The following is a 21,454-nucleotide window of genomic DNA, read 5'->3' on the forward strand; positions in this document are numbered from 1 at the left end:
TCTCAGAGCGCCCGGGGGGTTCTGTGCGTGGGGAACTGCGGATCGTGGGGTGCTGATCGCGCAGTTCCCCGCGCCCCTGACGGGGCGCCTCAGCCCAGGTCGATCTCCGGGTACAGCGGGAAGCCCGCCACCAGGTCCGTCGCGCGGCGGGAGATCTCGTCGGAGATCTTCTCGTCCAGGACGTGGGACGCCTTGGAGGGGGCGCCCGACTTGGTGGTGCCCGGCTCGGCGGCCGCGAGGACGCGGTCGATGAGACCCGCGACCTCGTCCATCTCGGCGGTGCCGAGGCCCCGCGTGGTCAGCGCCGGGGTGCCGATCCGGATGCCGGAGGTGTACCAGGCGCCGTTCGGGTCGGCCGGGATGGCGTTGCGGTTGGTGACGATGCCGGAGTCCAGCAGGGCCTGCTCGGCCTGGCGGCCGGTGAGGCCGTAGGAGGACGCCACGTCGATCAGGTTCAGGTGGTTGTCCGTGCCGCCGGTCACCAGGGTGGCGCCGCGGCGCGTCAGGCCCTCGGCGAGGGCGCGGGAGTTGTCGACGATGCGCTGCGCGTAGTCCTGGAACGCGGGCTGCCGGGCCTCGGCGAGGGCGACGGCCTTGGCGGCCATGACGTGCGGGAGCGGGCCGCCGAGGACCATCGGGCAGCCCCGGTCGACCTGGTCCTTGAGGGAGTCGTCGCACAGCACCATGCCGCCGCGCGGGCCGCGCAGCGACTTGTGCGTGGTCGTCGTGACGATCTGGGCGTGCGGGACCGGGTCGAAGTCGCCGGTGAGGACCTTGCCCGCGACCAGGCCGGCGAAGTGCGCCATGTCGACCATGAGGGTCGCGCCGACCTCGTCGGCGATCTCGCGCATGATCCGGAAGTTCACCAGGCGGGGGTAGGCGGAGTAGCCGGCGACGATGATCAGCGGCTTGAACTCGCGGGCCTGGGCGCGCAGGGCCTCGTAGTCGATGAGACCGGTCTCGGGGTCCGTGCCGTAGGAACGCTGGTCGAACATCTTGCCGGAGATGTTCGGGCGGAAGCCGTGGGTGAGGTGGCCGCCCGCGTCGAGGGACATGCCGAGCATGCGCTGGTTTCCGAAGGCCTGGCGCAGCTCGGCCCAGTCGGCCTCGGAGAGGTCGTTGATCTGGCGGACGCCGGTCTTCTGGAGGAACGGCGCCTCCACGCGGTCGGCGAGCACGGCCCAGAAGGCGACCAGGTTGGCGTCGATGCCGGAGTGCGGCTGGACGTAGGCGTGGCGGGCGCCGAAGAGCTCACGGGCGTGCTCGGCGGCCAGCGACTCGACGGTGTCGACGTTGCGGCAGCCGGCGTAGAAGCGGCGGCCGACGGTGCCCTCGGCGTACTTGTCGCTGAACCAGTTGCCCATGGTCAGCAGGGTGGCCGGGGAGGCGTAGTTCTCGGAGGCGATCAGCTTGAGCATCTCGCGCTGGTCGGCGACCTCCTGGCCGATGGCGTCGGCGACGCGCGGCTCGACGGCGCGGATCGCCTGCAGCGCGGCACGGTAGGCGACGGACTCGGGGGTCAGGTCTGCGGACACGGGGGCCTCCGGACGTGGGGATCAGCGTTCAGGTCGGCCCAGGCGCTCGGCACTCGTCGCTCGGACCGCTTCCCGATGGTTCGTCCCATCCTTGCGCGCCAGTCACGGCCCGTGGTCAGGGTACCGGGTGTGTTCCGGCGATGCGTGTCGTGTCCGGGATGCGGGAGCGTCTGCGGGGTCGTCGTCCGTCGCGGGCTGCGGCGCCGTAGTGGCTGGTCGCGCCCACGCGGCGGAGCCGCACATGCCACGGCCCCGCGCCCCTCGGCGGTCCCTACGGGGCCGTTCGGGGCCGGTCGGGGCCGGTCACAGGATCACGTGGGGCAGGAAGCGGGCGTATTCGTCCGTGATCAGGCCGCTCGACTCCCTGATGCCCAGGCCCGCCGACTCGTTCTCGACCACCCACGCGCCCAGGACCACGTGGTTGCCGTCGAAGGCGGGCAGGGGGGCCAGTTCCTGGTAGCAGCAGGGCTCGTCGCGGGGCGCCGGGTCGGTGCCGGGGGCGTGGACCGTGACGCCGGCGCCCTCGCGGCCGAGGAGGGGCTTGGCGACCCAGCCCGTGGTGCCGGCCAGCTCGCGCGGGCCGTCCAGGTAGGCCGGGAGGAGGTTCGGGTGGCCGGGGTAGAGCTCCCAGAGGATCGCCAGCAGGGCCTTGTTGCTGAGCAGCATCTTCCAGGCGGGCTCGATCCACAGAGTGGTGCCGGTGCCGCCGCCGTTGTCCAGGGTCTCCAGGACGTGGTCGGCGAAGCGGTCGGTGGTGAGCCACTCCCAGGGGTAGAGCTTGAAGATGCTGCGGATGAAGCGGAGCCTGTTGTCGACGAAGCGGCCCGAGAGGCGGTCCCAGCCGATCTCCTCCATGGAGATCCAGTCGGTGGCCAGCCCCGCCTGCTCGGCGGTCTCCTTGAGGTAGGCGACCGTCATCAGGTCCTCGCCGAGCTCGTCGTCCGAGGAGTGCGCGAAGTACAGGGGGCTGCCCGGCGGGAGGAGGGCGGCCTGCTTCTTCCAGGCGTCCACGAGGCGCTCGTGGAGCGAGTTCCACTGGTCGGCGCCGGGAAAGCGCTCCTCCATCCAGAACCACTGCGGGGAGGCCGCCTCGACCAGGGAGGTCGGGGTGTCGGCGTTGTACTCCAGGAGCTTGGCCGGGCCCGTGCCGTCGTACCGCAGGTCGAAGCGGGCGTAGACGGAGGGGAGTTCGGAGCGCCGCCGCCAGGCCTCGGTGACCGCGTGGACGACGCGCGGGTCGGTGATGCCGAGGTCGCCGAAGCGGCCGGCGGTCACGATGTGCTCGGCCGCCGCCAGGCACATGCGGTGCAGTTCCTCGACGACCTCCTCCAGCGCCTCCACCTCGTCCAGGGGGAAGACGTAGTAGGCGCTCTCGTCCCAGTAGGGCCGCAGGGAGTCGTCGGGGTAGCGGGTGAGGGGGTAGATGAGCCCCTGCTCCTCGACGGTCTGCTGCCAGCCGGGGCGGGGCTCGACGGTGCGGCGTTCCACGCGGCTCAGCCGCCGCCGCTGCCGGAGCCCGAGCAGCCGAAGCCGCCGCGGTCGACGGCCTCGTCGCGGCTGAAGGTGCCGGAGTCGGCCCAGCCCTTGCTGACGTCGGCGTCGTAGTACCAGTCGGCGTCCGAGACCCGCGAGGTCTTGCGGCCCTTGCTCGAGGAGCTGCCGGACGAGCCGGACTTGCAGTTCTTGTCGGCGACGACCTTGTAGCCGTTGAGGTAGTCGTAGCTGTCACGGTCCACGCAGCGGCGGTCGGGGTCCGAGCCGCACGCGCTCAGGGCCGCCGCGAGCACTCCCATGCCGCCGAGCACCACGGTGCTCGACCGCAGCCGCCGCCGGGTCTCTGCCATGTCCTTGTCTCCCCGTTGTCCACGCACCTGTACGACAGTTGGGCCGATCGAGTGTACGGCCCGCGCCGCGGGTGGACTCTACGGCAGCGCCCGGCACAGCGCGTCCAGGGCCCCCGCCCAGGCGTGGTCGGGCGGGGTGCCGTAGCCGACGACCACGGCGTCCCGCGGCTCGGTCACCGCCTCGGGATGACGGAAGACGGACAGCCCGTACAGGCCGAGGCCCTGCCAGGCCGCCGCGCGGACCACCTGCTGCTCGGTGCCGGGCGGCAGCCCGAGCACGGCGTGCAGGCCGGCCGCGATCCCGGTGACCCGCACCTCGGGCGCACGGTCGGCGAGCGCCGCGACCAGGGCGTCCCGGCGGCGCCGGTAGCGCAGGCGGGCCGAGCGGACGTGCCGGTCGTAGGCGCCGGAGGTGAGGAACTCGGCCAGGGTCAGCTGGTCCAGCACGCCGGTGGTGTCGAGGCCCCCGCGGGTCGCGGTGAGGTCGTCGGCGAGGCCCGGCGGGAGCACGGCCCAGGCCAGCCGGAGGCCGGGGGCGAGGGACTTGCTCGCGGTGCCGAGGTAGACGACGCGGTCGGGGTCCAGGCCCTGGAGGGCGCCGACGGGCTGGCGGTCGTAGCGGAACTCGCCGTCGTAGTCGTCCTCCAGGACCAGGCCGCCGGTGCGCCGCGCCCAGTCGACGACGGCGGCCCGCCGGTCCGGGAGCAGGGGCACGCCCATCGGGAACTGGTGGGCGGGGGTGAGCAGGACGGCGCCCGCGCCGGCCGGCCCGACGGGGTCGGTGCCGCGCGCGTCGAAGGGCAGTGGGACGGTGCGCAGTCCGGCGGCGGTGAGCAGGTCGCGGTGCACGTGGAGGCCGTACGACTCGACGGCGACGGTGTGCACGCCGCGGGCCTTCAGCACGGCGGCGAGCAGGGTCAGTCCGTGCGCGAACCCGCCGAGGACCACGACGCGTTCGGGGTCGGCGCGCACGCCGCGGGCCCGGGCGAGGTAGCCGGCCAGCGCGGTGCGCAGCTCCGGGTGCCCGCGCGGGTCGCCGTAGCCGAGGGCGTCGTGGGGGGCGGCGGTGAGGGCGCGGCGGGCCGCCTTGAGCCACTCCGCGCGCGGGAAGGAGGACAGGTCGGGCGTGCCCGGGCGGAGGTCGTAGGCGGGGCGGGTGGGGGTACGGGGGCGCGGGGAGGAGCCGGCGGGCGGGACGACGGCGCGGTCCGCGACGCGGGTGCCGGAGCCCTGGCGCGCGGTGAGCCAGCCCTCGGCGACGAGGTCGGCGTAGGCGTCGGCGACGGTGTTGCGGGCGATGCCGAGGTCGGCGGCGAGGACGCGGGAGGCGGGCAGCCGGGTGCCCGGGGCCAGGCGGCCGGTGCGGACGGCCTCGCGCAGGGCGTCCGTGAGGCCGCGGCGCAGGCCCGGCCCGGTGGGTTCCAGGTGCAGGTCGACGCCGAGAGTGGCCCACGTTTTCGCCATGGAAATGGACCATACCCCTGGGCTGCTTCCTTCCTAGGGTCGAGGGCATGACGACGCACACCGATGACACGAGGACCGCGGAGTACGCTTCCGAACTGCCCGTACGGCTGGAATGGGCCAAGCACGCACCCGAGGTGTACAAGGCGATGATCCGGCTGGACACGGCCGCCCGGCGGGGGGTGGACCCGACGCTGTTCGAGCTGGTGAAGATCCGCGCCTCGCAGATCAACCGCTGCGCCCTGTGCATCGACATGCACAGCAAGGACGCCCTGGCGGCCGGGGAGAGCGTCGAGCGGATCATCCAGCTCAGCGCCTGGGACGAGTCGCGGCACTTCTACACCGAGAAGGAGCTGGCGGCGCTGGAGCTGACGGAGGCCGTGACCGTGCTGACGGACGGTTTCGTCCCCGACGAGGTCTACGAGCGGGCCGCGCAGCACTTCGACGAGCCGGAGCTGGCGCAGCTGATCGCCGTCGTCACGGTGATCAACGCCTGGAACCGCTTCGGCGTGACCTGCCGCCTGACCCCGGGGCACTACCGGCCGGGACAGCACGGATGACGGCCCGCACGCGGCTCCTGGACCGGGAGGTCGCCCAGGCCATGTCCGCGCTCAGCGCCGCGGCCAAGAAGGGGCTCGGCGATCCCGTGCTCGCCGAGCTGGTGATGATCCGGGCCTCGCAGCTCAACCACTGCGCGTTCTGCCTGGACATGCACCTCACCCTCGCCCGGAAGAACGGGGAGAGCGAGCAGCGGCTCGGTCTGCTCGACGCCTGGGAGGAGGCCGAGGAGCTCTACGGCGAGCGGGAGCGGGCCGCGCTCGCGCTGACCGAGGCGGTGACGGTCCTGACGGAGGGCTTCGTGCCCGACGCCGTGTACGAGCGGGCCGCCGCGCACTTCTCCGAGAGCGAGCTGGCCCACCTCGTCGGGCTGGTCGCGGTCATCAACAGCTGGAACCGGCTGATGGTCAGCCGTCGCATCCCGCCGGGGGGTTACACACCATGAGCAAGGTCGGCGTCTTCCGCGCCCTGCACCGCGGCCGGGCTCCGGGCGATCCCCTCGTCCTGCCCGGCCCCTGGGACGCGGCGAGCGCCCGCGTGTTCGCGGACGCCGGGTTCCCGGCGCTCGCCACTCCGAGCGCCGGGGTGGCGGCCTCGCTCGGGTACGAGGACGGGTCGACCCCGGCCGACGAGATGTTCGCGGCCGTCGCGCGGATCGTGCGTGCCGTGGACGTGCCCGTGTCGGCGGACGTCGAGGGCGGCTACGGGCTGGCTCCGAAGGAGCTGGTGGCGCGGCTGCTGGAGGCGGGCGTCGTGGGCTGCAACCTGGAGGACTCCGCGGACGGGGTGCTCAAGGACCCGGCGGAGCACGCCGAATGGCTGGCCGAGGTGCGGGCGGAGGCGGGCGACCGGCTCTTCCTGAACGCCCGGATCGACACGTTCCTCAGGGGCGTCGGCGATCCGGCAGCGGCGATCGAGCGGGCCGCGGCCTACGTCGCCGCGGGCGCCGACTGCGTGTACCCCATCGCCGCCCCCACCGCCGTGCTGCCGCTGCTGCGGGCCGGGATCCAGGGGCCGGTGAACGTGGTGGGGCGGCCCGGGGAGGGCCCCTCACCCGCCGAACTCGGCGAACTCGGGGCCACCCGGGTCACGTTCGGGCCGGGTCTCCAGCGGCGCGCGGAGCGGGCGGTGCGGGAGATCGCGGCCGGGCTGACGAAGTGAGGGTCAGGGCAGCCACTTCCGCCAGACGGACTCGTGGCTGTCCACCCACTTCTCCGCCGCCTCCTCGGGCCGCATCTTCTGCTCGGCGATCATCAGGGAGACCTGGTTCTGGTCCTCGGTCGTCCACCGGAAGTTCTTGAGGAACTCCGCCGCCTTGCCGCCGTGCCGCGCGAAGCCGGCGTTGAGGTACTTCTGCAGCGGCGTGACCGGGTAGGCGCAGTCGACCTTCTCCGGGTCGGCGTCGCAGCCCTCCTTGTACGGCGGCAGCTTCACCTCGGTCATCGGCACCTTCTCGAACAGCCACTGGGGTGTGTACCAGTAGGTGAGGAAGGGCTTCTCCTCCTTGGCGAACTGCTTCATCTGGGTGATCTGGGCGGCCTCGGAGCCGGCGAAGACGACCTGGTAGTCCAGGCCGAGGTTCTTCACCAGCGCCTTGTCGTTGGTGACGTACGAGGGGGAGCCGTCCATGAGCTGGCCCTTGCCGCCGCTCTCGGCGGTGCGCAGCAGCTCGGCGTACTTGTTCAGGTTCTTCCAGTTCGTGACGTCCGGGTGCTTCTTGGCGAAGTACGTCGGGACGAACCAGCCGATGTGCCCGGTGACGCCGAGGTCGCCGCCGGCGGCGATGGTCCTCTTGTCCGCGACGTAGCGCTGTTCCTGCTCGGGGTGGCCCCAGTCCTCCAGGATGGCGTCGACCCGGCCCTGGCTGAGCGCGTCCCAGGCGGGGACCTCGTCGACCTGGACGGTGTCGACGCGGTAGCCGAGCTCGTGCTCGAGGAGGTACTGGGCGACGGCCACGTTGGCCTGGGCGCCGACCCAGGACTGCACGGACAGGGTGACGGTCTTCGCGCCCTGGGCGTTCGCGAACGGGGACGCCTGCTCGGTCATGTCGGCGGCGCCGCAGCCGGTCGCCAGCAGCAGCACGGCGACGGCCGCCGTGATCCGCTTGCGGGACATCTCAGGCTCCCTTCTTCGTACGGCGTTCGGTGGGCTGGGTGACCCGGTCGAGCATCAGACCGAGGCAGACGATCGCCGCTCCGGCCACCAGGCCGGTCGCCAGGTCGCCCTGGGCCAGGCCGAAGACGACCTGGTAGCCGAGCGCCCCGCCGCCGACCAGGCCGCCGATGATGACGACGGCGAGGACGAGGACGACGCCCTGGTTGACGGCGAGCAGCAGGGACCTGCGGGCCAGCGGGAGCTGGACCTGGCGCAGTTGCTGTCCGCTGGTCGCCCCGAGCGAGCGGGCCGACTCCAGCGCGGCCGGGTCGACCTGGCGCAGCCCTTGGGTGGTGATGCGGACGACGGCCGGGAGGGCGTAGACGACGGCGGCGGCGACGGCGGGGGCGCGGCCGACGCCGAACAGGGCGACGACCGGGATCAGGTAGACGAACTGCGGCATCGTCTGGAAGACGTCCAGCACGGGCCGCAGCAGGCGTTCGAAGCGGTCGCTGCGGGCGGCGGCGATGCCGGTCGCGAAGCCGACGACCAGGGTGACGGCGACGGCGGCCAGCACCTGGGAGAGGGTGTCCAGGGACGGGTTCCACACGCCGAGGACGCCGATCGCGGCCATGGCGAGGACGGCGGTGAGGGCGGTGCGCCAGGTGCCGATCAGCCAGGCCAGGGCGGCGACGATCAGCAGCACGGACCACCAGGGCAGCCACTGGAGGCCGCTCCGCAGCGGGTTGAGCACCCAGTCGGTGAAGTGGGCCGCCCAGTCCGCGGTGCCGCCGACCACGGGGACGCCGGAGTAGAGGTGGGCGGTCATCCAGTCGACGGCCCGGTTGACGGGCTCGGCGATGTCCACCTCCCACGCCTCGGGCCAGTCGAGGAGGCCCGCGAGACGTCCGGCGAGTGCCACCGCGACGGCGACGGCCAGGGCGTACAGCCAGGTGACGGGGGACTTCCCGGGCTCTCCGAGCCGCTCCCCGGCCGCGCCGGTGACGCGGTCCAGGACGACGGCGAGCAGCACGATCGGGATGCCGGCGGCGAGGGCCGCGCCGACGTCGACCGAGGCGAGCGCCTGGTAGACGCGGTCGCCGAGGCCGCCGGCGCCGATGACGGAGGCGATGACGGCCATGGACAGCGCCATCATGATCGTCTGGTTGACGCCGAGGAGGAGTTCCTTGCGGGCCAGCGGGATGCGGGCGGTCAGCAGCCGCTGGCGGGCGGTGGTGCCGAGGGACTCGACGGCCTCCAGGACCTCCTTGTCGGCGCCCCGCAGGCCGAGGGCGGTGAGCCGGGCCATGGGCGGGGCGGCGTAGACGACCGTGGCCAGGACGGCCGCGGGGACTCCGATGCCGAAGACCAGGACGACGGGGAGGAGGTAGGCGAAGGCGGGCAGCACCTGCATGGTGTCGAGCACCGGGCGCAGGACGCGGTCCATCCGGCCGGAGAGCCCCCCGGCCAGGCCCAGCAGGGCGCCCACGACCACCGATGCGACGACGGCGACGACCATCAGGGCGAGGGTCTGCATGGTCGGCACCCACATGCCGAGCAGGCCGCAGGCCAGGAACGCGGCGGCGGTGCCGAGTGCCAGCCGCACGCCGGCCACGCGCCAGGCGACCAGCGCGCCGATCGCGGTGACCCCGGCCCAGCCGACGGCGAGGAGGGCGAGGTAGACGGCGCGTACGGCGATGACGACGGCGTTGCTGACGTGGCCGAAGAAGTAGAGGAAGAGGGGGTGGCTGTCGCGGTTGTCGATGATCCAGTCGCTGGCGCTGCCGAGCGGGGCGGAGACGTCGACGGTGAGCGCGGTGGGCCAGGTGGTGCCGGGCCACTGCGTGGCGGCGAGGGGGACGAGGACGGCGGCGAGGACCGCCAGCGTGAGGAGCTTGCGCACGGCGGGGCGGGTGAGGGGGCCCGGCGGCGACACCTTCTGGGACGTTGCGGTGATCGTCGCCATCAGACCGGCTCCTCGCTGGTGGCGGGGGCGGCCGGCTCACGGTGCTCGTCCGCCCCGGCGGCACGACTGCCCGCAGCCACGTCGGCGGGGGCCGCCGGGTCCGCTGGGTGCGCTGCGGCAGCGGGGGCCGCCGGGGCGGGTGCGGGTGTGCCGGATGTGCCCGCCACCACCGACAGCAACGCGTCCGCATCGATCACGCCCAGGCAGCGGCCGTCGGACATCACGCGGGCCGGGGAGCCCGCGCGGGCCACCGCCTCGATGGCCTCGGACACCGTGGCGTCGGGCCGCAGCGCGGGGCCGCTGCCGGCCTCGTCGGCGCAGGAGGCGGGACGCATGGCCGTACGGGCCGTCAGGACCTGCTCGCGCGGGACGTCGCGGACGAACTCACGGACGTAGTCGTCGGCGGGTGAGCCGACGATCTCCTCGGGGGTGCCGAGCTGCACGACGCGGCCGTCGCGCATCAGGGCGATGCGGTCGCCCAGCTTCAGGGCTTCCTGGAGGTCGTGGGTGATGAAGACCATCGTGCGGCCCTCCTCGCGGTGCAGCCGGACGACCTCCTCCTGCATGTCCCGCCGGATCAGCGGGTCGAGCGCGCTGAACGGCTCGTCGAACAGCAGCACCTCGGGGTCGACGGCGAGGGCGCGGGCCAGGCCGACGCGCTGGCGCTGGCCGCCGGAGAGCTGGCCGGGGCGGCGGTGCTCCAGGCCCTCCAGGCCGACCTTGGCGACGATCGCGGCGGCGCGCTCGCGGCGCTCGGCGCGGCCCATGCCCTGGACCTCCAGGCCGTACGCCACGTTGTCGAGGACCGTGCGGTGCGGGAGCAGGCCGAAGTGCTGGAAGACCATCGCGGCGCGGTGGCGGCGCAGTTCGCGCAGCCGGGCCCTGTCCATGGCGCGGACGTCCTCGCCGTCGATGGCGATGGTGCCGGCGGTCGGCTCGATCAGCCGGGTCAGGCAGCGCACCAGCGTGGACTTGCCGGAACCGGACAGGCCCATGACGACGAAGACCTCGCCCTTGCGGACGTCGAAGGAGACGTCGCGGACGGCGGCCGTGCAGCCGGTGCGGGAGCGCAGCTCGGCCGGGGTCAGGGCGGTCAGCTCGGGGGCGGCGGGGACGCGGGCGGCCTTCGGGCCGAAGACCTTCCACAGGCCGTCCACGGAGAAGACCGGGGGACGCTCGGCGGCGGTGCCGTTGACGGTGGCGGTCATCGGGCGTCACCGCCGATCAGCTCGACGGCGCGTTCCCCGACCATGAGGACGCCGATCATCGGGTTCACGGCGGGCATGGTCGGGAAGACGGAGGCGTCGGCGACGCGGATGCCGTCCAGGCCGCGGATGCGCAGCTCGGGGTCGACGACGGCCAGTTCGTCGTCGGCGGCGCCCATCCGGCACGTGCCCGCCGGGTGGTAGACGGTGTGCGCGACCTTGCGGGCGTACTCGCTCAGCTCCTCGTCGCCGGTGATGTCCGGGCCGGGGCACACCTCGCGTGCGAGCCAGTTCGCGAGCGGCTCGGTCCTGGCGATCTCACGGGCGATGCGGATGCCGTCGACCAGGGTGCGGCCGTCGTAGTCGTCCTCGTCGGTGAAGTAGCGGAAGTCGAGGGCGGGCTTGACCTCCGGGTCGGCGCTGGTGAGGTAGAGGCGGCCGCGGCTCTTCGGCTTGGGGATGTTCGGGGTCATGGAGACGCCGAACTCCGGGCGCTCGTAGCCCAGTCGCTCCGGATTGTCCGTGAACGGGATCTGGTAGAAGTGGAACATCAGGTCGGGGCCCGCGTGTTCGGGGTCGCGGCGCACGAACAGACCGGCGTCGGAGTCCATCGCGGAGTTCTCCGGGATGGGGCCGTTCGTCTCCCACACGATCACCGACTCGGGGTGGTCGAGCAGGTTCTCGCCGACGCCGGGCAGGTCGAGCGCCACGGGTATGCCGAGCGCCTCGAGGTCCTCGCGGGGGCCGATGCCGGAGTGCAGCAGCAGACGCGGCGAGTCGACGGCCCCGGCGCACAGCACGACCTCGTTGCGCGCCTCGACCAGGATCTCCTCGCCGTCCTTGGTGCGGACGTGGACGCCCGTGGCGCGGGTGCCGTCGAGCCGGAGCCTGTACGCCCACGTCTCCAGCATGATCGTCAGGTTGGGGCGCTCGTCCATCACCGGGTGCAGGTACGCCACCGAGGCCGAGGAGCGCTTGTTGTCCTCCGGGTGGTAGGCCAGGTCGAAGAAGCCGACGCCCTCGGTGAACGGCTTCTTGTTGAAGCCCTCGACGCGGGGCACCTCGAGCGCCTTCTGCGCCGCGTCGACGAAGTCGCGGGCGATGGCGTTCCGGTCCTTCTCGTCGACCGGGACGATGTTGTTCTGCAGCCGGGCGAAGTACGCCTCCATCTGCACCGCGCCCCAGCCCTTGGCGCCGGCGGCCTCCCACTCGTCCCAGTCGGACGGCAGCGGCTTGAAGGCGATGAGGGTGTTGTGGGAGGAGCAGCCGCCGAGGACGCGGGCGCGGCTGTGCCGGATGTGGGAGTTGCCACGCGGCTGCTCGGTGGTGGGGTAGTCGTAGTCGAGTTCGCCGCCGAGCAGGCCCATCCAGCGGCGCAGGGTCAGCACGTCGTCGCGGCCGACGTCGCTGGGGCCGCCCTCGATGACGGCGACGGTGACGTCCGGGTTCTCGGTGAGGCGGGAGGCGATGACGGAGCCTGCGGTGCCGCCGCCGACGACGACGTAGTCGTAGACCTGGGGGGTCTCGGGCATGGGGGGTACTCCAGGAGGGCGTGGGGACGGGGACGGGCGAGCCGGGAGGTCAGCCGGCGAACCAGCGGACGGGCCGTGGTGCGAGGTTCTGGTAGACGTGCTTGGTCTCGCGGTACTCGGCCAGGCCCGCGGGGCCGAGCTCGCGGCCGACGCCGCTCTTGCCGAAGCCGCCCCACTCCGCCTGCGGCAGGTAGGGGTGGAAGTCGTTGATCCACACGGTGCCGTGGCGCAGCCGGCCGGCGACGCGGCGGGCGCGGCCGGCGTCGGCGGTCCAGACGGCGCCGGCGAGTCCGTACTCGGTGTCGTTGGCGAGGGCGACGGCCTCGTCCTCGGTGCGGAAGGTCTCCACGGTGAGGACCGGTCCGAAGACCTCCTCCCGCACGACCCGCATCTCGCGGTGGCACTGGTCGAGGACGGTCGGCTCGTAGAACCAGCCGCTCCCGGGCCGCTCGGGGGACGGCTCGGGGCGCTTGCCGCCGCAGCGCAGCACGGCGCCCTCGGCGAGGGCGGAGGCGACGAAGTCCTCGGTCTTGGCGCGCTGCTGCTCGGAGACGAGCGGGCCGCACTCGACGCCGTCCACCGTGCCGCGGCCGAGGCGGATCCTCCCGGCACGGCGGGCGAGTTCGGCGACGAAGCGTTCGCGGACCGACTCCTCGACGATGAGCCGGCCGCCCGCGGAGCAGACCTGGCCGCTGTGGATGAAGGCGGCGTTGAGGGCCTGGTCGACGGCGGTGTCGAAGCCCTCGTCGGTCTCGCACGCGTCGGCGAAGACGACGTTGGGGTTCTTGCCGCCGAGTTCGAGGGCGACCTTCTTGACGGTGACGGCGGCGGCCTGGGCGACCTTGGTGCCGCTGGCCAGGCCGCCGGTGAAGGAGACCAGGTCGACGTCGGGGTGCTCGGCGAGCCGGGCGCCGACCGAGTGACCGGGGCCGGTGACGATGTTGGCGACGCCGGTGGGGAGTCCGGCCTCGACCAGCAGGTCGATCAGGGCGACGGTGGTGAGCGGGGTGATCTCGCTGGGCTTGATCACGAAGGTGTTGCCGGCGGCGAGCGCGGGTGCGATCTTCCAACTGGCCTGGAGCAGGGGGTAGTTCCAGGGCGTGATCATCGCGCAGACACCGACCGGCTCGTGCACGACGACGCTGTGGATCTCGGGCGAGCCCGCGTCGACGACCCGGCCGGGCGCCTCGCCGGCGACCAGGTCGGCGAAGTAGCGGAAGGCGTCGGCGACGCAGTCGATGTCGACGCGGCCCTCCTCGACGGTCTTGCCCGCGTCGCGGCTCTCCAGCAGGCCGAGCTCCTCGCGGTCGCGCACGAGCAGGCCGGCGACGCGGCGCAGCAGGGCGGCGCGTTCGGCGACCGGGGTGCGGGGCCACTCTCCTGTATCGAAGGCCCGCCGGGCGGCGGCCACCGCGAGGTCGGTGTCCTTCTCGTCGCCCTCCGCGACCACGGCGAAGGGCTGGGCGTCCGCGGGGTCGAGGATCTCGCGCGTCGCGCCGGAGGACGCCTCCCGCCATTCACCGCCCGCGTGAATGGTCCGGTGTGCCCGCTCTGCCCGGGTTTCCGTTCTGTTCGCCATGCTCCGGTACTGCCTTCCGTTCCTGTTCGGTGCCCCTGCGTCACACGCATGTCACTCTCGGGGACCCGGAGCCCCTGCCCGCTTCCTCCCGGCACATGCGGGATCGGGGGGCGAAAGTGCGGTGGGTCACGGGAATGAACGGTGAAAGGGGTGGAACCCGGGCGGTTTCCCGCGCGGTCAGGCGCACTGCCCTCCGGCCGGGCAGAAGGACTCCACGGCCGTGGTGAGCGGCTCGCGCAGCAGCGCCGCGTCGAGCGTTTCGGGGCCGCTGGAACGGATGGCGTACGGGGTGCCGTCGGCGGCCCGGAAGCGGTGGTCGATCACCTGGCGGGGGCCGCGGTCCTCGTCGTCGTAGCGGTAGGTGAGCTCGGCGAAGGCGTCGCCGTCCGCGTCGCGGGTGAGGGCGCGGTAGCCGGGCTGCCGGGCGAATCCGTAGCCGGGGGCGTTCTCGGCCAGGTCCAGCGAGGCGGCCGGGGACTCCTCCGCCAGCGCGAAGATCTGGAGCTGCCGGCCGTCGCCCGGGGAGTCGTAGGTCACGACGGGCGCGGACTCGCCCTGCTTCTCGTGCCGCCGCCAGCCCTCCGGGACGGTGATCGCGTAGCCGACGGGGTCCTGGGCGAGGCGGTAACCGGGAGCGGCGGACGGGGACACGGAGGCCGAGGCGGAGGCGGAGGGGGCCGGTGGGGCTGCCGGTGCCGCCGGAGTCGGCGCGGTGTCCGACGCCGCGGCCGTCGGGGCCTCGGGGACGGTGACGCCGGTCGCCGGGGCGGCGCCCGCCCGGTCGGCGCCGTGGTCGCGGGTGAGCGCCCAGACCCCGGCCCCGACGCCCGCACCGAGAACGGCCGTCGCGGTCAGCGCGACCAGCACCCGACGCGGCCCGGCCCCGGAGCCGGGTCCCGCCCCGGCCGGTGCCGGCCGGTACGGAGGTGCGGCGGGCGCCGACCCGTGCGCCCAGGGGGAGGGCGGCGCCCCGGTGGAGGCGGTCGGCGGGCCGACGGAGCCCGGAGCGGCGGAGCCCGGAGCGGCGGAGCCCGGAGCGGCGGGCAGAGGGCCGACGGGACCCGGAGCGGCGGGCAGTGGGCCGACGGGACCCGGAGCGGCGGGCAGTGGGCCGACGGGACCCGGAGCGGCGGGCGGCGGGCCGACGGGACCCGGAGCGGCGGAGCCCGGAGCGGCGGAGCCCGGAGCGGCGGGCAGAGGGCCGACGGGACCCGGAGCGGCGGGCAGAGGGCCGACGGGACCCGGAGCGGCGGGCAGTGGGCCGACGGGACCCGGAGCGGCGGGCAGTGGGCCGACGGAGCCCGGAGCGGCGGGCGGCGGGCCGACGGGACCCGGAGCGGCGGGCGGCGGGCCGACGGGGCCCGGAGCGGCGGATGGTGGCCCGGCGGCGCCCGGGGCCCACGGGACCGCGGGCACGGGTCGGTCGGTGTCCGAGGTCCCCCGGGACGTGGGCGCGGTGCTCGTGGGCGGTGGGCCGCCCGCGTCGGCCGGGCCCGGTGGCGGGGCGGACCACGAGGGCGGAGGGACGGCGGGCGCGGAGGGCAGCGCGGGCGGGGGCGTGAGGTTCGTGCGGGTCTGGGCCGTGGCCCAGGCGGGCGGTTCCACGGGCCCGTCCGGGCCGTTCCCGCCGTCCGGAGCCCAGGCCGCCCGGCCTCCCTCCTCGCCCGGCCCGTCCCCCGAGCCCGCTTCCGGTGCCGCCTGCGGCTCCGGCTCCGGCTCCGGCCCCGGCCCCTCGTCCCGCCAGCCGTTCATCCGTACCCCCCGAACACCTCGAACCCGGTGTTCCGAAGGTAGCGGCGAAAACGGCGACGGGCTCCGTTCCGGCCGAAACCGGAACGGAGCCCGTGCGGGGTCGTGACGTACGGCCCGCGGAGCGGACGGACTCAGAGGAGGCCGAGACCGCGGACCGCCTCGCGCTCGTCCGACAGCTCCTTGACGGAGGCGTCGATGCGGGCGCGGGAGAACTCGTTGATGTCCAGGCCCTGGACGATCTCGTACTTCCCGTCCTTGGTGGTGACCGGGAAGGAGGAGATCAGACCCTCGGGCACGCCGTAGGAGCCGTCCGACGGGATGCCCATGGAGGTCCAGTCGCCCTCGGCGGTGCCGTTGACCCACGTGTACACGTGGTCGATGGCGGCGTTGGCGGCGGAGGCGGCCGAGGAGGCGCCGCGGGCCTCGATGATGGCCGCGCCGCGCTTGGCGACGGTCGGGATGAAGTCCTCGGCCAGCCACTTCTCGTCGTTGACGACCTCGGCGGCGTTCTTGCCGGCGACGGTGGCGTGGAAGATGTCCGGGTACTGGGTGGCGGAGTGGTTGCCCCAGATGGTCAGGCGCTTGATGTCGGCGACCGTCGAGCCCGTCTTCTTCGCGAGCTGGGTCAGCGCGCGGTTGTGGTCCAGGCGGGTCATCGCGGTGAAACGCTCGGCCGGTACGTCCGGGGCGGCGGCCTGGGCGATCAGCGCGTTGGTGTTGGCCGGGTTGCCGACGACGAGGACCTTGATGTCGTCCGCGGCGTGGTCGTTGATGGCCTTGCCCTGCGGCTTGAAGATGCCGCCGTTGGCCTCGAGGAGGTCGCCGCGCTCCATGCCCTTGGTGCGGGGGCGGGCGCCGACGAGGAGGGCGACGTTGGCGCCGTCGAAGGCCACGTTCGGGTCGTCGGTGATCTCGATGCCCTGCAGGAGCGGGAACGCGCAGTCGTCCAGCTCCATCGCAGTGCCCTCGGCGGCCTTGAGCGCCGGAGTGATCTCCAGGAGGCGCAGCTTGACCGGCACGTCCGCGCCGAGCAGCTGGCCGGAGGCGATGCGGAAGAGCAGGGCGTAACCGATCTGGCCGGCCGCGCCGGTGACGGTGACGTTCACGGGAGTGCGGGTCATGGCGTTCTCCGTATGACAGCTGGCGGTGGGGCGGTCCCTGCCCCGGGGTGCGGGATCCCGCTCCGGCTCGTGACCGGACCGCCGTGATGATCGATCACCGGTACGGATGGATCATCCGACGGATGATCGATCTCTTGGCGTCAAGAGAGATCCAGCGGTCAGGCTATCGCGCCCGCGGTGCCCCAGGCGTCGGGGCCGGTGTGGCCCACCCCACAGCACCGGTTCCGGTCACCCGGAGGGGGCACACGCCGGGAGGACGCCGACAGGAAGAGGCGGCCGCCTGGTCCGGGAGAGGGGGGGACTGGCGACCGCCGTTCGGGGACCGTTGCCGGACTCCCGTGGGGGGATACCTGTCGCGTGCCCGCACGTCCGCGGACCATGCCTTACGACAGGAAGATTTTCTTCCGTACGCACGGCGGTCCCCCGAACGGCCCAGCCGCAGCCCCGCCGGCCCGGGCCTCGGGGGCGGGGCTGTGCGGTGGGCTCAGTCCGTGCAGCCCTTGCCGCCCGCGGCCAGGGTCACGCACGCCTTGGCGTCGGCCGCGGCCTTGACCGCCACCATCGGGGTGTACGCGACCGTGTCCCCGGCGGCGGTGACGCTGCCCGTCTGCTCGGCCCCGCCGCCCGCGCTGACCCGGACCTCGTCGCCCTGGCCGGCCTGGGTGACGCGGGCCCACGCGGCGCCGCAGGTCTTGCTGTAGCGGACCTCGACGGACGCCGTGCCGACGGTGGCCGTCGCGGCGGTGGTCACCAGGTCGCCGCCGCAGCCCATGGTCTCCGGGTCCTTGCCGGTGCACCGGTCGCCGCTGCACTTCACCCCGGGCGGCAGCTGGGGGTCGGCGCTCACGGTGGGCGACGGGGACGGCTCGGCGCGCTCGTCCTTCTTGTCGTCCCCGCCGTTCAGGAGGAAGAAGGCACCGGCGGCCACCACCAGCACGCCGACGACGCCCGCGACGAAGGTCCCCATCCGCTTGCCGCCCCCCGAGGCACCGGCGCGCGCCCGGGAGCCGCCCTGCGGGGGCCCGCCGTACGGGTCCGGGGCCCCGCGGCCGTCCGGCACCGGCGCGGCGGCGGCCGGTCCGCTGGCGTACGCCCCGGAAGCGGTCCCGGAACCCGGACCCGAACCGGAATCGGCGCGGTGTCCGGTGCGCGGCGCGCGCCCGCCGGTCGGTGACGGCCCCCGGTACCCCGCGAGCCCCCACGAGTTGCCGTCGGAGGGACCGCCGGCGGACGTGCCCGGGTGCCCGCCGGGCCCGCCGCCGCCCCGGACCGGACCGACGGCCGAGTCGGGGCTGTCGGCGGCCGTCGGCTGGGCGGGGACGGTCCTCGGCGGCAGCGTGGGCGCGACACCGGCCGGCCCGGCGATTCCCGGCGCCGCCGCACCGCCGCCATGCCGGCCCGACTTGCCGCTCCGGCCGTCCCTGGAGCCGCCCGTGGGCGTGCCCAGCTCTCCGAGCGCGGCACGCGCCTGCGAGATCCGGATGGCCTCCATGGTCATGTCGTGGCGCATCTCCGAGCGGCTCCAGGCACGCTCGGCCAGCTCCCACAGGGTCGTCAGGTGGACGGGGTTGGTCCCCGTCACCTCGGCCAGGGCCACGATCGCGCCCTTGGGGGCGAGCAGCCGGCCGTTCAGGTAGCGCTCCCAGGACGTCTTGCTGTAGCCCGTGGCGTCGGCGAGCGACGCGATGCTCAGCTCACTGCGGTCCACGAGCCGGCGCAACTGACTGGCGAACTCTTTGATCTGCGGATCGAGTTCCTCCGGCAAGGCCTTCCAACGAGGCATTGCTTCCCCCTCTTCCCCCCGGTGACGTGCTGTTTCGTTCCCCGCTCGTTCCCCCGCGGTCCTCGCGCGCGGCGTCCCGCGCCGAGTCCCCGTTCTGGCTACCCACAGGGGTGCGCCCGGTCAGGATCTCAGTTCCCGGGGTGGGGGCGCACAGGAGCACAGAGGCAGCGAGCACGCACCGTCGCACGCTCGCTGGTCCGTGGTCCAGTGTCCCACCGGCGTTCCGGTGCATCGAACGGAACCCCGCGCCGTACGGAACGGCCCCCGACCGCCGTACGGGACGTCCCGGACCGTCCCGATCGACCACGCTAGCCCCGTGGTCGGACGACTTGGGGGCACATCCCCGAACTTGTCGGCACTTCGGCACACGGAACGCACATGTGCGGTCACCCCCGGCACACCGACCCCGTCGGGCCCCGTCATTCCCGGACTGCGTAGCGGAACGGTCACTTCCGTGCCACAGCGCCCCGTCAGGCGTTGAACAGGGCGTTCCGCGTGCAGGAGGGTTGGTCGCGGCGGCGGCCCGTTCTCCCACGGGGGTGGAGGACGGGCCGCCCTGCCCGGGCCGGTTACCTGCTGACCGTGAAGTGCAGCGTGTCCTTCAGGAACGGGATCTCCAGCCACGGCTTCGGCTGGGCCATCAGGGCCAGCAGAGCGATGGCGAGACCGAGCACCACGTACGTGGCGATGTCCGTGAAGCGCGAACGCACCGCGAGCATGCCGACGTCGGGCACCATCCAGCGCAGCACCGCGCCGACCAGGAGCGCGACGCCGATCAGCAGCGTGCCCCAGCGGAAGACGTCCAGCGCGGTCAGCAGCAGACCGAGCCCGACGAGGCCCACCACCGTGAGCACCGGCCACTGCCGGGCGGGAGCCGGGGCGTCACGGGGCGCCGCCCGGCCGCCGCCCTCGGGGCGCGCGGTGTCCCGCGTGAAGAGCGGGAAGCGCCGGGTGGCGCGCCGCGGTCTGCCCTCGGCGTCGGGCGCGCTGACGGGGTCCCGGACGGTGAGTTCGTCCTCCGGGCGACCGTCCTCCTGGCGATCGTCGTCCCGGCGGCCGTTCTCCGGGCGGTCGTCGTCGCCCTCGGTCCCCTTCTTGCCCTCGGCCGGCACCGCGCTCCGTCCCTCAGCCGGCACTGCGCTCCGCCGCCTCGACCACGTTCACGAGCAGCTGGGCCCGGGTCATCGGGCCGACGCCGCCGGGGTTCGGGGAGATCCAGGCGGCCACCTCGGACACGTCCGGGTGGACGTCGCCGACGATCTTGCCCTCGGCGTTGCGCGAGACGCCGACGTCGAGGACGGCCGCGCCGGGCTTGACGTCCTCGGGGCGGACCAGGTGCGGCGAGCCGGCCGCGGCGACGATGATGTCCGCGCGCTTGAGGTGGGAGGACAGGTCGCGGGTGCCGGTGTGGCACTGGGTCACGGTGGCGTTCTCGCTGCGCCGGGTGAGCAGCAGCGGCATCGGGCGGCCGATGGTGACGCCGCGGCCGACGACCACGACCTCGGCGCCCTTGATCTCCACGCCATAGCGGCGCAGGAGGGTGAGGATGCCGTTCGGGGTGCAGGGCAGCGGCGCCGGCTCGTTCAGGACGAGGCGGCCGAGGTTCATCGGGTGGAGGCCGTCGGCGTCCTTGTCCGGGTCCATCAGTTCGAGGATGCGGTTCTCGTCGATGCCCTTGGGGAGCGGCAGCTGGACGATGTAGCCGGTGCAGGCCGGGTCCTCGTTCAGTTCGCGGACGACCGCCTCGATCTCCTCCTGCGTCGCCGTGCCGGGAAGTTCACGCTGGATGGAGGCGATGCCGACCTGGGCGCAGTCGCGGTGCTTGCCCGCGACGTACTTCTGGCTGCCGGGGTCGTCGCCGACCAGGACGGTGCCGAGGCCGGGCGTGACGCCCTTCTCCTTCAGCGCCGCCACGCGGGCGGCCAGTTCGGACTTGATCGCGGCTGCGGTGGCCTTGCCATCGAGAATCTGGGCGGTCATGCCCCCATCCTCGCGGATGACCGGCCCCCTGTTCCAATCCGGCCGCCATGCGGGCACCGGCCGGGACGCCCCCGGGCACGAGGGGACGGTTCCCGGTGTGCCCGGTCATGATCAGCGATGTTGCACTTGCACAACAGCATGCGACTGCGGCTGGACAAGTAACGACCGGGTCAAGAACGATGGTGCGGCACAGTGCCGCGGACAGTACCGGGGGGACGAACCGCATCTGTAGACCTTCCTCCGATCCGTGCCGCGCGTCCCCGCACAGCACACCGGAGGAAGGACCGCCATGAGTTTCGGCGACCCGAACAACCCCTACGGCCCGCCGCAGGGCGGCCAGCAGCCGAACTACGGTTACCCCCAGCAGCCCCAGGGCCAGCCCGGCTACGGCTACCCCCAGCAGCCCCAGGGTCAGCCCGGCTACGGTTACCCGGCGGCCCCTCCGGTGCAGCAGCCGTACGGGGGCGGTTACGGGCCCGGACCGGCGCAGATGCCCGGCATCACGCGCGCGGCGCAGATCATGCTCGGCGTGATCGTCCTCGCCCACCTCGTCGTCTCAGCGGTCTACGGCGTGGCACTGTCGCAGTGGGACGAGACGATGCTGGAAGCCGGCATCACCGGGGACTCCGAGGCCGAGCGGTACGCCGACCTGGGCAAGGGGGTCGTCGTCTTCTTCCTGGCCCTCGCCGCCGTCTTCGCGCTCCTCGGCCTGGCGCTGCTGTTGCAGTACGCGAAGGGCGGCAACGGCGTCCGGGTCTGCTCGATCGTCTACGGCTCGTTCGCGATCATCACGGGCATCTTCACGCTCGCCGTCTACGGTCTCGGCCTGCTCGTCATCATCGTCTCCATCCTGCTGATCGTGTTCGCCGCCAAGCGGGCCAGCGCCGAGTGGTTCAGGCGCCCCCGGTACTGAAAACGCCCCGCGGCGACTGAACAGTTCGCGCCAATCACTTCCCAGGGCCGTGTCTCACCCGTACGAGGGGAGACACGGCCCTGGTGCGTCGCCCTAGTCTGGCCTGGGCAGCCGTCAGGCACGGGGAGACG

Annotated in this window: 18 protein-coding genes, 1 pseudogene and 1 riboswitch; of the genes and pseudogenes, 4 read left to right on the plus strand and 15 right to left on the minus strand. The window is 73.6% G+C overall.

Annotated features, from left to right (window positions below):
• Positions 1-89: 89 nt before the first annotated feature.
• From ACGF3H_RS21535 to ACGF3H_RS21550, 4 genes are all read right to left on the minus strand, one after another.
• Positions 90-1,535: a glycine hydroxymethyltransferase gene (locus ACGF3H_RS21535; protein WP_362489609.1), complete on the minus strand. Its 1,446-nt coding sequence runs from the start codon at positions 1,533-1,535 to the stop codon at positions 90-92.
• A gap of 29 nt (positions 1,536-1,564) precedes the next feature.
• A riboswitch (ZMP/ZTP riboswitch) is annotated at positions 1,565-1,651 on the minus strand.
• A 187-nt stretch (positions 1,652-1,838) separates the two neighbouring features.
• Positions 1,839-3,023, minus strand: a complete 1,185-nt coding sequence (locus tag ACGF3H_RS21540) for a glutathionylspermidine synthase family protein (RefSeq protein ID WP_362489607.1) — start codon at positions 3,021-3,023, stop codon at positions 1,839-1,841.
• A gap of 5 nt (positions 3,024-3,028) precedes the next feature.
• Entirely contained in the window at positions 3,029-3,379 is a 351-nt protein-coding gene (locus ACGF3H_RS21545; protein ID WP_362489606.1) for a hypothetical protein, read from the minus strand.
• 78 nt (positions 3,380-3,457) lie between these two features.
• On the minus strand, positions 3,458-4,843 hold the full coding sequence (locus ACGF3H_RS21550; RefSeq protein WP_362489604.1) for a PLP-dependent aminotransferase family protein: 1,386 nt from the start codon (positions 4,841-4,843) through the stop codon (positions 3,458-3,460).
• 47 nt (positions 4,844-4,890) lie between these two features.
• Here ACGF3H_RS21550 and ACGF3H_RS21555 point away from each other — a divergent pair, with 47 nt between their 5' ends.
• The 3 genes from ACGF3H_RS21555 to ACGF3H_RS21565 are packed head-to-tail and all read left to right on the plus strand — an operon-like array spanning position 4,891 to position 6,559.
• On the plus strand, positions 4,891-5,400 hold the full coding sequence (locus ACGF3H_RS21555; protein WP_362489602.1) for a carboxymuconolactone decarboxylase family protein: 510 nt from the start codon (positions 4,891-4,893) through the stop codon (positions 5,398-5,400).
• Positions 5,397-5,843, plus strand: a complete 447-nt coding sequence (locus ACGF3H_RS21560; RefSeq protein WP_362489600.1) for a carboxymuconolactone decarboxylase family protein — start codon at positions 5,397-5,399, stop codon at positions 5,841-5,843. The genes ACGF3H_RS21555 and ACGF3H_RS21560 overlap by 4 nt, the downstream gene beginning before the upstream one ends.
• Entirely contained in the window at positions 5,840-6,559 is a 720-nt protein-coding gene (locus tag ACGF3H_RS21565; protein WP_362489598.1) for an isocitrate lyase/phosphoenolpyruvate mutase family protein, read from the plus strand. The genes ACGF3H_RS21560 and ACGF3H_RS21565 overlap by 4 nt, the downstream gene beginning before the upstream one ends.
• Before the next feature lie 3 nt (positions 6,560-6,562).
• On the opposite strand, the gene ACGF3H_RS21570 is transcribed toward ACGF3H_RS21565, so the two are convergent.
• The 11 genes and pseudogenes from ACGF3H_RS21570 to ACGF3H_RS21620 all read right to left on the minus strand — a co-directional run bounded on the left by ACGF3H_RS21570 (position 6,563) and on the right by ACGF3H_RS21620 (position 20,410).
• Complete coding sequence (locus tag ACGF3H_RS21570) at positions 6,563-7,513, minus strand: ABC transporter substrate-binding protein (protein ID WP_362489596.1); 951 nt, start codon at positions 7,511-7,513, stop codon at positions 6,563-6,565.
• Position 7,514: 1 nt separating this feature from the next.
• Positions 7,515-9,458 carry an ABC transporter permease subunit gene (locus ACGF3H_RS21575; protein WP_362489594.1) on the minus strand — a complete coding sequence of 648 codons (1,944 nt, stop codon included), beginning with the start codon at positions 9,456-9,458 and terminating at the stop codon, positions 7,515-7,517.
• Positions 9,458-10,666 carry a glycine betaine/L-proline ABC transporter ATP-binding protein gene (locus ACGF3H_RS21580; RefSeq protein ID WP_362489592.1) on the minus strand — a complete coding sequence of 403 codons (1,209 nt, stop codon included), beginning with the start codon at positions 10,664-10,666 and terminating at the stop codon, positions 9,458-9,460. Before ACGF3H_RS21580 ends, ACGF3H_RS21575 begins: the two co-directional genes overlap by 1 nt.
• Positions 10,663-12,195, minus strand: a complete 1,533-nt coding sequence (locus ACGF3H_RS21585) for a GMC oxidoreductase (RefSeq protein ID WP_362489590.1) — start codon at positions 12,193-12,195, stop codon at positions 10,663-10,665. The genes ACGF3H_RS21580 and ACGF3H_RS21585 overlap by 4 nt, the downstream gene beginning before the upstream one ends.
• Before the next feature lie 49 nt (positions 12,196-12,244).
• Positions 12,245-13,774 carry an aldehyde dehydrogenase family protein gene (locus ACGF3H_RS21590; protein WP_362489588.1) on the minus strand — a complete coding sequence of 510 codons (1,530 nt, stop codon included), beginning with the start codon at positions 13,772-13,774 and terminating at the stop codon, positions 12,245-12,247.
• A gap of 177 nt (positions 13,775-13,951) precedes the next feature.
• Positions 13,952-14,641 carry a hypothetical protein gene (locus ACGF3H_RS21595; protein WP_362489586.1) on the minus strand — a complete coding sequence of 230 codons (690 nt, stop codon included), beginning with the start codon at positions 14,639-14,641 and terminating at the stop codon, positions 13,952-13,954.
• Positions 14,642-14,819: 178 nt separating this feature from the next.
• Positions 14,820-15,287 (minus strand): annotated as a pseudogene (locus ACGF3H_RS21600) (hypothetical protein); the annotation flags it as partial.
• A gap of 370 nt (positions 15,288-15,657) precedes the next feature.
• Positions 15,658-16,647, minus strand: coding sequence for a malate dehydrogenase (locus ACGF3H_RS21605; RefSeq protein ID WP_362489584.1), 990 nt, complete (start codon positions 16,645-16,647; stop codon positions 15,658-15,660).
• A gap of 484 nt (positions 16,648-17,131) precedes the next feature.
• A complete protein-coding gene (locus tag ACGF3H_RS21610; RefSeq protein ID WP_362489582.1) occupies positions 17,132-18,430 on the minus strand; it encodes a DUF2690 domain-containing protein in 1,299 nt (432 codons plus the stop codon).
• Between the two features lie 569 nt (positions 18,431-18,999).
• The gene (locus ACGF3H_RS21615) at positions 19,000-19,566 is read right to left on the minus strand and encodes a DUF3017 domain-containing protein (protein ID WP_362489580.1); all 567 of its coding nucleotides are present in this window, start codon (positions 19,564-19,566) and stop codon (positions 19,000-19,002) included.
• A complete protein-coding gene (locus ACGF3H_RS21620) occupies positions 19,556-20,410 on the minus strand; it encodes a bifunctional methylenetetrahydrofolate dehydrogenase/methenyltetrahydrofolate cyclohydrolase (protein ID WP_362489578.1) in 855 nt (284 codons plus the stop codon). Before ACGF3H_RS21620 ends, ACGF3H_RS21615 begins: the two co-directional genes overlap by 11 nt.
• Positions 20,411-20,699: 289 nt before the next feature.
• Between ACGF3H_RS21620 and ACGF3H_RS21625 the strand changes: the two genes are divergently transcribed.
• Positions 20,700-21,323 (plus strand): hypothetical protein, encoded by a 624-nt coding sequence (locus ACGF3H_RS21625; protein ID WP_362489576.1) that lies wholly within the window; start codon positions 20,700-20,702, stop codon positions 21,321-21,323.
• Positions 21,324-21,454 lie beyond the last annotated feature (131 nt).

The sequence above is a fragment of the Streptomyces sp. NPDC048185 genome (assembly GCF_043202495.1).
Taxonomy (GTDB): domain Bacteria; phylum Actinomycetota; class Actinomycetes; order Streptomycetales; family Streptomycetaceae; genus Streptomyces.